The following is a 12,835-nucleotide window of genomic DNA, read 5'->3' as shown; positions in this document are numbered from 1 at the left end:
TTATGTTTTTATGTGAATTCAAAAAAACAATGGTATTAATTGTTGTCTTTTTTTATGCTATTAACGCTCACTCGCAATCATATAACACGCAAGTTGAGGCAAAGCTGATAGTAACCCAAGACAATGATATTATTAATATAAAGGGCGTTGCGATTAATAAAATGCAATTGTCTAAAAGTATATCTTATAAATTATCTGTTTTTAAAACAGATAAAAATCAAAACAAATCTAAAAACGAGCAAAGCGGACAATTAGATTTAAATGCAAATCAACAAAAAGATTTGTCAACAACATCCATTAATTTTGATCAAGAGACAAAGGTGATAATTCTACTTTTAATTTTTGATTCAACAGATAATATTATTGGTATGGATAGAATTGTTTATAACGATAATGAAGACAATACTCTTAATGTTAAAAAAAATATTGCAGAAAAAATTGATGATATTAGCGTCAAAATTTCTGCGCAATTAGTAAATAATGAAGTTGAGGCTAAAATAGAAACTGCTCAACAAAATGACTTTACAACCATAAAAGCTACAGCTTTCAATAAAACCGAAATTACAAAAAGCTTAATATTTAAATTAATGGTTTTTGATAAAGAAGAAAGTGTAGATAACCTTCTAGAAGACAAAAAGCAACGCTTTATAATATCTGCCAACCAAAAAATAGAACTTGCTGAGGCTTCATTTAATATTATTGGAGATCAGCCAGTTATTTGCGTTATGCTAATTTATGACTTAGATAATAATTTGATAGGTCAAGATCGAGTAGTTTATAATGATAAGTCAAATTTAGATATAGAAAATAAACAAAAATTATTAGATAAATTAAAAGAGGAACAGGCAAACTCTCAAGACGTTAATAAAGGTAAAAGAGATGGTTTAGAGTTAAAAGGAATTGTAGTAGAAGACACAAAAACAAAACCAGGTAGGGACTTCTACAAGTTATTTTATTCTTTATACACTCAAAATAATATTAACGGTAATAAAGTAGTGACAATCAAAGAGGTATTAGCATTAGGTAGAAACACGAAAATAGAGGTTATTGTTGGAGATGATGAGATTTTTTCGTTTTTTGTAAGACCTAGTCTTGAGTATTTAACTAAAATGAATGATTATGCGATAGTTAACGTGTATAAACATTTTAAAAAACTTGAAAACGAATCTAAAACAATTAAACGCTATTAACTTTTTAGACATGAAAAAATTACTAATAATTTTAATTTTCTCGGCTAGCTACTTCTGTGTTGGTCAACAGTTATCATATAAACCTATAAATCCAGCATTTGGAGGAGATACTTTTAACTATCAATGGTTATTAAGTTCAGCCAACGCTCAAAATTCCTTTACAGACCCAAAAGCAAATCAATCGGATGATGATAGCTCATTAGCAGCATTTTCAGAAAACCTTAACAGGCAAATATTAAGTCAGTTATCTAGATCTTTATTTCAAACCCAATTAGGAGAAGGTCTACAAGAAGGAAATTTTAGTTTTGGTAGTTTAGCATTAGAAGTATATGACTCTGCAGAGGGCTTAGTCATTAATATTTTAGATACAACTACTGGAGAGCAGACACAAATTATAGTCCCTAATTAACCACTTAACTATCTATCATGCTTAACTATAGATCTGCTTTTGCAGTCATATTATTTTTATTATTAACCAGTTGTGGTGCGTTTTTTAACCAACCTTATAAGCAAGAACGAGCTAGGATTGGAGAAACATCTCCTGTAACGCAAAAGTTAAAAGCGTTTCCATTACCTCAAGAACCTGTTGTAGCTGGAGTGTATAACTTTAAAGATCAAACAGGTCAGTACAAAGCTGTAGAAAACGGAAGTACTTTTAGTACAGCAGTCTCTCAAGGAGGTACAACAATGTTAAGTAAGGCTTTAGAGGACTCTAAATGGTTTACAGTTATTGAAAGAGAAAACTTAGGTAATCTTTTAAACGAAAGAAATATAATTAGATCTACTCGTGATGAGTATAGAAAAAATCAAAACCCAAGCGAACCTAATTTACCACCATTACTTTATGCAGGAATATTATTAGAAGGTGGTGTAATATCCTATGATACTAATATTATAACAGGTGGTGCAGGAGCAAGATATCTAGGAGTAGGTACTTCTACACAATATAGGCAAGATCGAATTACAGTGTATTTAAGAGCGGTGTCTACCTCTAGTGGTAGAGTGTTAAAAACAGTTTATATTTCAAAAACAATCTTATCTCAGGCAGTATCTGCTAACCTGTTTAAATACGTTAAATTTCAAAGATTACTAGAGACAGAAATAGGTTTTACTAAAAATGAACCTGTCCAATTAGCCATGAAAGAGGCTATTGAAAAAGCAGTAGAGGCTTTGATTATTGAAGGAATAAAAGACGAATTATGGTTACCAAGATTAAGTGAGGAAGCTACAGCTAAACTTGTAGAAGACTACGATGCTGAAAAAGATGAAGCAATAACTACAGAGTTATACGATCGTTTTTTAACAGAAAGAAGAGGCGATTACGCAATTACAGCAGCATTAGGAGGTACGTTAATGAATGGAGATTTGGCTAATCCTCAGCTAGCTTTTAATGGTAAATTAGGATTTAAACGTAAATTAAATCCATATTTAGGATTAGATTTTTCTTTTAATAAATTTAATTTAGAAAATAAAGAAATGTTTAATGAAGGATTTATGTCCTTTGATTTAAATTTAGAATATAAAATCTTACCATTTGACAACCTAACACCTTACTTGTTTGGTGGTATTGGTACAAATGCTTTGGACTATTTTAACACCTTAGATCCTAAATTACAGGCAGGTTTAGGAATAGAGTATTTAGTCAAAGATAACTTAGGAATATACGTGTTTGGAGAGCATAACTTAGTATTTTCCGATAAATTGGATGGTGTAGTGTCTGGATCCATTGACGATATGTTTTATCGTTTTGGGTTAGGTGTTAATATTTATTTATCTACACCTAATACTAAATTTAATCAACGTAAAGAGTTAGAGCGTCTTAAAAAGGCAGAATTTAGAGCCTTGAAAAAAGAAAATCGTAGACAAATGCAAGAAAAAAACAAGTTAGCACGTCCAATCAAAAAAGATAATTAATCTGTTAAATTTTAGTTTAACATTTAAAAAAGTGAAACAGATGAAAACATTTTCAAAATATATAAGTTTATTAGTCATAATCTTACTAGTCGTTGGTTGTAGTGAAGACAAAGTATCCTTTAGTGGTACTGGTTCAATAACTGGAAAAGTGGTTTCTAAAGGAGATAATGTACCACTAGAAAATACAAGAGTATCAACAAACCCTAGTTCTAGTATCGTTTTTACAGATGCTTCTGGAGATTTTGTAATTAATAATGTTGCAATTGGCACTTATTCTGTACAAGCACAAAAAGATGGCTATTTATCAAAGTTTGAGTCAGCGACTGTTACTGAGGATAATAGTGTAAACGTGATTTTTGAGCTAGATGTAGAAACTGCTAATAATGACGCACCAAATGCACCAATTTTAGTGACACCTGCTAATAATGCGATTAATCAAACCTTAACTGTAGATCTAACTTGGGTTGGGACAGATCCTGAAGATGATGATTTAGTTTATCAAGTTCAGATATTAAACGACCAAAATTCAGATGTTTTAAATTATACAGACCTAACAGATACCACATTGACGGTTTCAGGATTAGACTACGGAATCAAATATTTTTGGCAAGTTTCTGCTTCAGACAATATTAATGATCCTGTTTTAAGTGAAACGTTTAACTTTAAAACCATTGAATTTCCTAGCAACAGAGTTTTTTTTACCAGAAAAATAAATGGTAATAATGTTATATTTTCTGCAGATTCTGATGGTAATGAGTACCAATTAACATCATCAGGTAGTAATAGTTGGAGGCCAAGAAAAGCAAGCAATATTGATAAGTTAGCATTTTTGAGATCAAATGGAGGTCAAACACAAATTTATACTATGGATCTTAACGGATCCAATGTGGCTCAGGTAACTAATAGTATTTCAGTTAATGGCTTTAATTTAGAAGAACTAGATTTTGAGTGGAAAGATGATAATACAAAATTTGTATATCCAAATTTTGATAAGCTATATCAAATAAATGTAGATGGTTCAGGGTTAACTCAAATCCATCAGACATTAAACGCTAATTTTATAACAGAGGTTGATTGGAATCAATTTACACAACGTTTAGCGATTAAAACAAATAATGCTTCTGGTTATAACGTAGAGATTTACACGATAAATAATTCTGGTACAATCTTGGACTATGTATTACAAGGCGTTAATGGTGCTGCTGGAGGATTAGACTATTCTTTTGATGGAACAAAGTTATTATATACATATGATGTGTCTGGTAATCAAAATACAGATTACAGGCAATTAAATAACCATATTTTTATTTATGAAATAGCGACTTCTGCTGTTGATGATATATCATTAAATAAACCTGCTGGTACTAATGATTTAGATCCTAAATTTTCACCAAATGAAGCTCAGGTTATTTTTGTTAATACATCAAATGATGGAATATCACAAAAAGACATAGTTGTAATTGATGTATTAATTACTAATGATAGAGCCTTGTTTTTAGAAAATGCAAAAATGCCAGATTGGAAGTAAATACTTACTTTACATCATTTTAAATAGAAAAGCACACATATTACTTGTGTGCTTTTTATTTATAAATATCTTTGTAGCCTAACACAACACAATGAGTTCCGAAATTTCTAAACGCTACAGCCAAAGAGGTGTATCTGCTTCAAAAGAAGATGTACACAACGCAATTAAAAATATTGATAAAGGTCTATTTCCTAAAGCTTTCTGCAAAATAGTGCCTGATTATTTAACCAACGATTCAGAGTATTGCTTAATTATGCATGCAGATGGAGCTGGCACAAAATCATCTTTAGCCTATATGTATTGGAAAGAAACAGGTGATCTTTCGGTTTGGAAAGGCATTGCACAAGATGCATTAATCATGAATATTGATGATTTGTTATGTGTTGGTGCAACAGATAATATCATGCTGTCATCTACTATAGGAAGAAATAAAAACTTAATTCCAGGCGACGTTATTTCAGCAATAATAAATGGGACAGAAGAGCTAATAGAGGATTTAAAATCTTTTGGAGTAACCATCCATAGTACAGGAGGAGAGACTGCAGATGTAGGAGACTTAGTCAGAACTATTATCGTAGACTCTACCGTAACAGCAAGAATAAAACGAACTGATGTTATTGATAATGCTAATATTAAAGCAGGAGATGTCATAGTTGGTCTAGAAAGTTTTGGTCAAGCAACTTACGAGAAAAGTTATAATGGAGGTATGGGAAGTAATGGTCTGACCTCTGCTAGACATGATGTTTTTAGTAAGTATTTGGCAGATAAATATCCTGAAAGTTTTGACGCGTCTGTACCAGAAGATTTAGTTTACTCAGGTCAAGTAAAGCTGACAGATAAGGTTGAAGACTCTCCAATAGATGCAGGTCAATTAGTGCTTTCGCCAACTAGAACATATGCACCTATTATAAAAGAAATATTATCAAAATATAATAATAAAGAAGTGCATGGTATGGTGCATTGTAGTGGAGGAGCGCAAACAAAAATCCTTCATTTTATAGATAATCATCATATTGTAAAAGATAATTTGTTTCCTGTACCACCATTGTTCAAATTAATTCAAGAACAATCTAAGACAGATTGGAAAGAGATGTACCAAGTGTTTAACTGTGGACACAGGATGGAGCTATACGTATCACCAGAAATAGCACAGTCTATTATCGAAATTTCAAAATCATATAATGTTAATGCTCAGGTAATTGGAAGGGTAGAGGCTTCAAATGCTAAAAAGCTTACAATAGAAAGTCAATACGGAACGTTTGTTTATTAATTACAAATGAAAAATTAAAAGATATGAAAGGCTTTATCTTAATATGCTTAATGGTTTGTGTAAATAGTGTATTTGCCCAAACAGAACAACCAGTAAATCCACAAAACCCAGAACAACCAGTAAAAGTTTTGGATACAGTAAAATGGAGACAATTAAATAAACTTGGGTTAGACATAAATGAAGTCACCTTTGTTAATTGGAATGCTGGAGGAGCAAATTCAATATCAGCACTATTAGCCATAAAATCTAGTTTAAGATATAAAAAAAATAACCTAATTTGGTTTAATGAAGTTAGAACTCGTTATGGTGTAAACAAACAAGAAAACCAACGTTTAAGAAAAACTGAAGACGAGTTAGAGTTAATTTCTACCTTAGGTTTTAGAAAAGATACTATTACTAATTGGTATTATTCTGGACGTTTTAATTTTAAAACTCAGTATGCTAATGGATATAACTATCCAAATAGGGATAATGCTATTTCTAGATTTATGGCACCTGGTTACCTGTTTGTTGGAGGCGGAGTGGAATACGGTAGAAACATCGAAAAATTATCATTCTATATGTCTCCACTAACCTTTAAAGCAACCTTTGTGTTAGATCAAGAATTAGCGGATAAAGGAACTTTTGGTGTAAGTCCTGCAATTTTTGATACATTAGGTAATAAAATAGTAGATGGTGAAAATGTAAGGACAGAAATGGGTGTTTTAGTTACAAATTCTTATGAGACTCAGGTTTTAGAAAATATTTATCTTAAAAATAGAGTAAGTTTATATACTGATTATTTAAATAGTTTTGGTAATATAGATGTAGACTGGGAAGTCGTCTTTGATTTTAAGGTTAATGATTTTGTAAAAGCAACCTTAGGATCACACTTAAGATATGATAATGATGTTAAGATTATTGAAGAAACAGAGATAGAAGACGAATTTGCAGAAAAAGGAGCCTCAATACAATGGAAGCAACTTTTAGGTATTGGAGTGATAGTTGATTTTTAAAATTATAAAGACTTATTGAAAACTAAACAAGCTATAAAAATTTTCACATTAATTGTTGTTATTTTAAACATAGCATCGATAGTCTTTTTGGACTTTTTTAATAGCCAAATTGTTAGACTCGTTTCAAGTTGTCTGTTTTTATTGTTATTTGTTTTTTATAAAATAAAAGATAAAAATCTAATTGGTTTTATCTGTTTGTTGATTATCGCAGATGCTTTTGATTTGTACTATCTTCAACCATTTATAATTGAAACCTATTCGGTAATTAAAATGTTAGCATTCTCTTTATTATCTGTCAATATATACAAAAAAATTAAACATCAAAAGCTAGGTAAAACTATTACAGGCTTATTTGTAGTTGTCATCATTATCAACCTATTAATTGGTTATAAAACAGTATCAGAATCATCAACATTATTGGATTACAGTCAGTTATTATCCATTCAATTATATTGGATTGTATGCGTAATTTCGGGTGCTTTAGCAGCTAAATATTATTTTTGTGACGACTCTAATAAAGCGGTTTATTTTGTTGGGTTTACATTTTTATTCATTTTCACAGACTTAAGTGGTTTTATAGCTAATTTTTTTGAAGCCTATGCTTTCTTTTTTATTGAAAGACTCCTGTACTTTTTAGGTTTTATGACTTTAGGATACTATTTGTTTTTTGCTTCTGACATAAATATTGAAAAGCCTTAATTTTGATTTTATAAGACCAAATGTTTAGCATTTTAAAAAAGGAAATTTTAAATAAATGCTTTATTGTAAGCAAACAATATTAAAGTATTGCAAATTCATAAATTATCGTATTTTTGTTTCACAATTTTAGAAGAAGATGTTAGAGAAGTTACAAATAGTTAAGCAACGTTTTGATGAGGTTAGTGATTTAATCATTCAACCTGATGTTATCACAGATCAAAAGCGTTATGTAGAACTAAATAAAGAGTATAAGGATTTACGTTTATTAATGGATAAGCGTGAGATATATATCGAGTTTACTGAAAATTTAAAAGAAGCTGAAGAAATTATTGCAGATGGTAGTGATGCCGAAATGGTAGACATGGCTAAAATGCAATACGACGAAGCTAAAGAGGCAATACCAAAACTAGAAGACGAGATCAGAGTATTATTAATACCTAAAGATCCTCAAGATTCTAAAAATGCAGTGGTTGAACTTCGTGCTGGAACAGGTGGAGATGAAGCTAGTATTTTTGCAGGAGATTTATTTAGAATGTACACCAAATATTGCGAAAGCAGAGGATGGAAAGTAGATACTGTAGATTATAGCGAAGGTACAAATGGAGGTTTTAAAGAAATCCAATTTGAAGTCACTGGAGACGATGTTTATGGGACTTTAAAGTTTGAAGCTGGTGTGCATCGTGTACAACGTGTACCACAAACCGAAACTCAAGGACGTGTACATACTAGTGCAGCAACTGTAATGGTTTTTCCAGAAGCTGAAGAGTTTGATGTAGAGATTAACCCTAAAGAAGTTCGTGTAGATTTTTTCTGTTCTTCTGGACCAGGTGGACAATCAGTAAATACAACATATTCTGCAGTACGTTTAACGCATATTCCAACAGGATTAGTAGCGCAATGCCAAGATCAAAAATCACAACATAAAAACAAAGAGAAAGCTTTTAAAGTATTACGCTCGCGTTTATATGATATGGAGTTGGCCAAGAAAAACGAAGAAGATGCAGCCTTACGTGGTACGATGGTAACCTCTGGAGATAGAAGTGCTAAGATTAGAACCTACAACTACTCGCAAGGACGTGTTACGGATCATAGAATTGGTTTAACATTATACGATTTACAAAACATTGTAAATGGAGATATCCAAAAAATTATTGACGAATTACAATTAGCTGATAATACAGAAAAATTAAAAGCTAGTGACCAACATATTTAATAACAAGCCTCTTTATTGAGGCTTTTTTTATAACATGACAACACAACAACTAACAGAACAAATTATTAAAAAGAAGTCTTTTTTATGTATTGGACTAGACGTCGATTTAAACAAAATTCCTAAACATTTATTACAAACCGAAGATCCTATTTTCGAGTTTAATAAAGCTATTATTGATGCAACACATCACTTATGTGTATCTTATAAGCCTAACACTGCATTTTACGAAGCTTACGGTTTAAAAGGCTGGAAAGCATTACAAAAAACGATAAACTATCTTAACGATAAGCATCCAGAGATTTTTACAATAGCAGACGCTAAACGTGGTGATATTGGTAATACTAGTACAATGTATGCAAAAGCTTTTTTTGAAGACTTAGCGTTTGACAGTGTTACTGTTGCACCTTACATGGGAAAAGATTCGGTAGAACCATTTCTGGCTTTTAAAGACAAACACACAATTATGTTAGCGCTAACCTCTAATCAAGGTGCTTTTGATTTTCAAACTAAAACAGTAGATGGTAAAGAGCTGTACAAACAAGTACTAGAAACCTCTAAATCGTGGGTAAATGCTGAAAACCTAATGTACGTAGTTGGTGCAACTAAGGCTGAGTATTTTGCAGACATTAGAAAAATAGTTCCAAATAGTTTTTTACTAGTTCCTGGTGTTGGCGCTCAAGGCGGAAACCTTCAAGACGTTTGTACATACGGAATGAGCGATAATGTTGGCTTATTAATAAACTCGTCAAGAGGAATTATATATGCTTCAACAAACGAAGATTTTGCACAGGCAGCAGCTACAAAAGCAAAAGATTTACAGCAACAAATGGAAGTTATTTTAAATAGTAAATAAACAATTGAACGTTTCGTCATGCTCAATTTATTTTAGTATCACATTAATTAAGTAATAATGTTGTGTCGTACATTCAATCGTAATGCTGGACTTATTTCAATAAAAATAATATCGTCTTGTAACGTCATGCTGAACGTGTTTCAGCATCTCATTATTAAAAACATTACGACAATTTTAAGCCATAACTAAATGACACTTACAGACCAAATAGGTAATACACTTAACATAGATGCAACACCAATACGCATCATCTCGTTAGTGCCTTCTCAAACCGAATTGCTCTATGATTTAGGTCTAAAAGATAGTATTGTTGGACTTACTAAATTTTGTGTACATCCAGTACATTTAAAAGGAGATAAGCAAATTGTGGGAGGAACAAAGCAAATTAATCTTGAAAAAATTAAAGCATTAAAACCTGATATTATACTTTGTAATAAAGAAGAAAATACGCAAGATATCGTGTCAGATTGTCAAGCTATTTGTCCTGTACATGTTTCAGATATTGTAACTGTATTAGATTGCTTAGATGTAATAAAGCAATATGGTAAGCTTTTTAACAAACGTGGTAATGCTAAAAAGATTTGCGAAACTATTGAAACTAATTTACAAGAATTTCAAATTTATATAAAAGAAAAACCCAGTATAAAAGTAGCCTATTTTATATGGAAAGATCCTTGGATGGTCGCTGCTAACGGAACATTTATAAATCATTTGTTACAATTAAATAAATTTGAGAATATATACGCTAACCTAGATCGTTATCCAGAGGTCGATATAAAAGCAATGCAGCTAGAAGGCAATCCTGAGGTTATATTATTATCTAGTGAGCCTTATCCTTTTAAAAAGGCACACGCTTTAGAAGTTAGTCATGCATCAAATAATGCAAAAGTTATTTTTGTGGATGGCGAATATTTTTCGTGGTATGGTTCTAGATTACTAAAAGCGTTTGATTATTTTAAAAAATTAAGAGACCGTTTGTGATTGTTCTCTTGCTAAAAATTTTAACCTATTTAGCTTATTTAAAATCTTAATAGCTTTAAATGCAGTTACGTCACTTTGTTCGTGGTCTGTTTGTCTTAAATTATAAGACTGTTCTATAAGTTGTTTGTATCGCTTATTAAGCTTATTTTGATGTTGTTTTAGTAAATTTAGTCTATCCATAGTCTTAGGGGTTGGTAATTAGACATTTAAATTACTTTTTTTATTGATATAAACAAAATAATTTGCGATTTTTTGGCACAAAAAAAGAGCCCATTCTTAACCCTAAAAATAGACTCTAATTACTAACTAAACTAACTCTGCATCATAAACGAAAGTGTGCTTTCTAATACGATGCAAATATCTAACTTATATTTTGTTTCAATGTTAACTTAGTATTATTCTAAGTTTAATAAAAGGGTTAATCTTGTAAAGCAAATACTTTTTGTAATAAAGCAGTTGTTCTAGAGCCAACTTTGGTTCTAATTTCTTGCTCTTCAACAGCGATCATAGTGTAAACACCTTTTAAAGCTTCTCCAGTAACATAATCTGTTAAATCAGGATTAACATTATTTGTAAAAGGGATAGCATTATATTTATTAATTAAGTTAGCCCAAATTTGGTCAGCACCAACTTTATCAAATGAGGCCTTAATAACTGGGTTAAACTTGTCATATAAAGCTGTTTGTGTCTTGCTACTTAAGTATTGCGTTGCAGCATCATTACTTCCTAATAGGATGTTTTTAGCATCAGTAAAAGTAATCTCTTTAACTGCATTAATAAATATTGGTGTAGCCTCTCCAACAGCATCTTCAGCAGCTCTGTTTAAAACTTTTAAACCTTCATCAGCAAGATTACTTAAGCCAATATCACGTAAAGCTTTATCAACTTTTTGTAATTCTTCTGGAAGTAAAATTTTAACTAATTCGTTTTTAAAAAAACCATCCGTTTGTGTCAATTTAGAAACCTGTTTGTCAATACCTAAGTCTAAAGCTTGTCTTAATCCTCCAGCAATATCTAAGTCGCTAACACCACCAGTTTGTGGTAATTGGTTAACAACTTGCTGTAATTCTGCGCAAGCAGTAAAATTTAAAACAATTAGTAAGGCTAATATTTTTTTCATGTTATATAATTTAAGGCACAAATATACTTATTAATAAGATGCGTTTTTAATTCAAAAACTGCGTTTTATTTTAATTTTCTTTTTTTTATGAATATACACAAGGCTTAAAAGTACTAGATAAATGATTTTTTACGAAAAAATAACAGTCTTATTATTAAATACCATTACTTTTCGTTTAAGATGAAGCTTTATAGCATTTGCCAGAACAATTTTTTCTAAATCACGTCCCTTGGAAATTAAATCTTCAATTGCGTGTGTGTGTGATACTCTTGCAACATCTTGTTCAATAATCGGACCAGCATCTAAATCTTCTGTCACATAATGGCTTGTGGCTCCAATAATTTTCACACCACGTTTGTAGGCAGAATGGTAGGGTTTTGCACCAACAAAAGCAGGTAAAAAAGAGTGGTGTATATTAATAACCTTATTGGGATATTGACTTATTATTTTATTGGATACAATTTGCATATAGCGTGCCAAAACAATAAAATTAATACCATGTTTTTTACAAAGTTCTAAATGCTGGTCTTCTGCTTTGGCTTTAGTCTCTTTAGCAACTGGAATATGATAAAACGGTATGTTAAAACTGTCTGCAATGGGTTTTAAAGTGTTGTGGTTACTAATTATAAACGGAATGTCTACGTCTAATTCTCCAGAGTTATAACGTCCTAATATATCATATAAACAATGGTCATATTTGGATACAAATAGTGCCATTTTTGGTTTTGTTTTGGCAGAGTAAATACGCCATTTCATTTTAAAACGATCGGCTAACTCATGTTTAAAAGTAACCTTAAAAGCTTCGGTATTAAATGTGTTTTGTTCAAATTCGCTTTCCAAACGCATAAAAAAAATATTTTGTTCTCTATCAACATGTTGGTCTATGTAAACAATGTTACCATTATTATTGGCAATAAAATTTGTAACACTTGCAATAATTCCTGATTGGTCATTACAATGTATTAGGATCGTTAATTTGTTCATTTTCAGTTGGTATTAGCAACTAAATTTACTGTAAATTTATCGTGATAATTATTTGTTTTTAACTTTTAGATAATTACGGATTATAGAG

At 31.0% G+C, this 12,835-nt stretch carries 13 protein-coding genes; 10 read left to right on the top strand and 3 right to left on the bottom strand.

The features are described 5' to 3' along the window. Nucleotides 1-29 precede the first annotated feature (29 nt). The 10 genes from V6251_RS14200 to V6251_RS14155 all read left to right on the top strand — a co-directional run bounded on the left by V6251_RS14200 (nucleotide 30) and on the right by V6251_RS14155 (nucleotide 10,643). Complete coding sequence (locus V6251_RS14200; protein WP_341588844.1) at nucleotides 30-1,190, top strand: CsgE family curli-type amyloid fiber assembly protein; 1,161 nt, start codon at nucleotides 30-32, stop codon at nucleotides 1,188-1,190. A gap of 10 nt (nucleotides 1,191-1,200) precedes the next feature. After that, nucleotides 1,201-1,599, top strand: a complete 399-nt coding sequence (locus V6251_RS14195; RefSeq protein WP_145000536.1) for a curli production assembly/transport component CsgF — start codon at nucleotides 1,201-1,203, stop codon at nucleotides 1,597-1,599. Between the two features lie 17 nt (nucleotides 1,600-1,616). Next, nucleotides 1,617-3,104 carry a CsgG/HfaB family protein gene (locus V6251_RS14190; RefSeq protein ID WP_341588843.1) on the top strand — a complete coding sequence of 496 codons (1,488 nt, stop codon included), beginning with the start codon at nucleotides 1,617-1,619 and terminating at the stop codon, nucleotides 3,102-3,104. Between the two features lie 40 nt (nucleotides 3,105-3,144). Next, nucleotides 3,145-4,632, top strand: a complete 1,488-nt coding sequence (locus V6251_RS14185) for a carboxypeptidase regulatory-like domain-containing protein (RefSeq protein ID WP_341588842.1) — start codon at nucleotides 3,145-3,147, stop codon at nucleotides 4,630-4,632. A 91-nt stretch (nucleotides 4,633-4,723) separates the two neighbouring features. Beyond that, on the top strand, nucleotides 4,724-5,902 hold the full coding sequence (locus tag V6251_RS14180; protein WP_341588841.1) for an AIR synthase related protein: 1,179 nt from the start codon (nucleotides 4,724-4,726) through the stop codon (nucleotides 5,900-5,902). A gap of 23 nt (nucleotides 5,903-5,925) precedes the next feature. Beyond that, entirely contained in the window at nucleotides 5,926-6,897 is a 972-nt protein-coding gene (locus V6251_RS14175) for a DUF3078 domain-containing protein (protein WP_341588840.1), read from the top strand. A gap of 195 nt (nucleotides 6,898-7,092) precedes the next feature. Beyond that, on the top strand, nucleotides 7,093-7,596 hold the full coding sequence (locus tag V6251_RS14170; protein ID WP_341588839.1) for a hypothetical protein: 504 nt from the start codon (nucleotides 7,093-7,095) through the stop codon (nucleotides 7,594-7,596). A 136-nt stretch (nucleotides 7,597-7,732) separates the two neighbouring features. Next, complete coding sequence (gene prfA, locus V6251_RS14165; protein ID WP_145000524.1) at nucleotides 7,733-8,809, top strand: peptide chain release factor 1; 1,077 nt, start codon at nucleotides 7,733-7,735, stop codon at nucleotides 8,807-8,809. Nucleotides 8,810-8,843: 34 nt separating this feature from the next. Continuing rightward, nucleotides 8,844-9,662: an orotidine-5'-phosphate decarboxylase gene (pyrF, locus tag V6251_RS14160; protein ID WP_341588838.1), complete on the top strand. Its 819-nt coding sequence runs from the start codon at nucleotides 8,844-8,846 to the stop codon at nucleotides 9,660-9,662. 189 nt (nucleotides 9,663-9,851) lie between these two features. Next, nucleotides 9,852-10,643, top strand: a complete 792-nt coding sequence (locus tag V6251_RS14155; RefSeq protein WP_341588837.1) for an ABC transporter substrate-binding protein — start codon at nucleotides 9,852-9,854, stop codon at nucleotides 10,641-10,643. On the opposite strand, the gene V6251_RS14150 is transcribed toward V6251_RS14155, so the two are convergent. From V6251_RS14150 to purU, 3 genes are all read right to left on the bottom strand, one after another. After that, nucleotides 10,626-10,823, bottom strand: coding sequence for a Lacal_2735 family protein (locus tag V6251_RS14150; protein ID WP_341588836.1), 198 nt, complete (start codon nucleotides 10,821-10,823; stop codon nucleotides 10,626-10,628). The two genes, V6251_RS14155 and V6251_RS14150, sit on opposite strands and share 18 nt — an antisense overlap. Nucleotides 10,824-11,061: 238 nt before the next feature. Beyond that, a complete protein-coding gene (locus tag V6251_RS14145) occupies nucleotides 11,062-11,763 on the bottom strand; it encodes a DUF4197 domain-containing protein (RefSeq protein WP_341588835.1) in 702 nt (233 codons plus the stop codon). Nucleotides 11,764-11,892: 129 nt separating this feature from the next. Then, nucleotides 11,893-12,747 (bottom strand): formyltetrahydrofolate deformylase, encoded by an 855-nt coding sequence (purU, locus tag V6251_RS14140; RefSeq protein ID WP_341588834.1) that lies wholly within the window; start codon nucleotides 12,745-12,747, stop codon nucleotides 11,893-11,895. Nucleotides 12,748-12,835 lie beyond the last annotated feature (88 nt).

This window comes from Olleya sp. Ti.3.14 (assembly GCF_038154885.1).
GTDB lineage: Bacteria > Bacteroidota > Bacteroidia > Flavobacteriales > Flavobacteriaceae > Olleya.
This window is presented reverse-complemented; position numbering and strand designations above follow the sequence as displayed.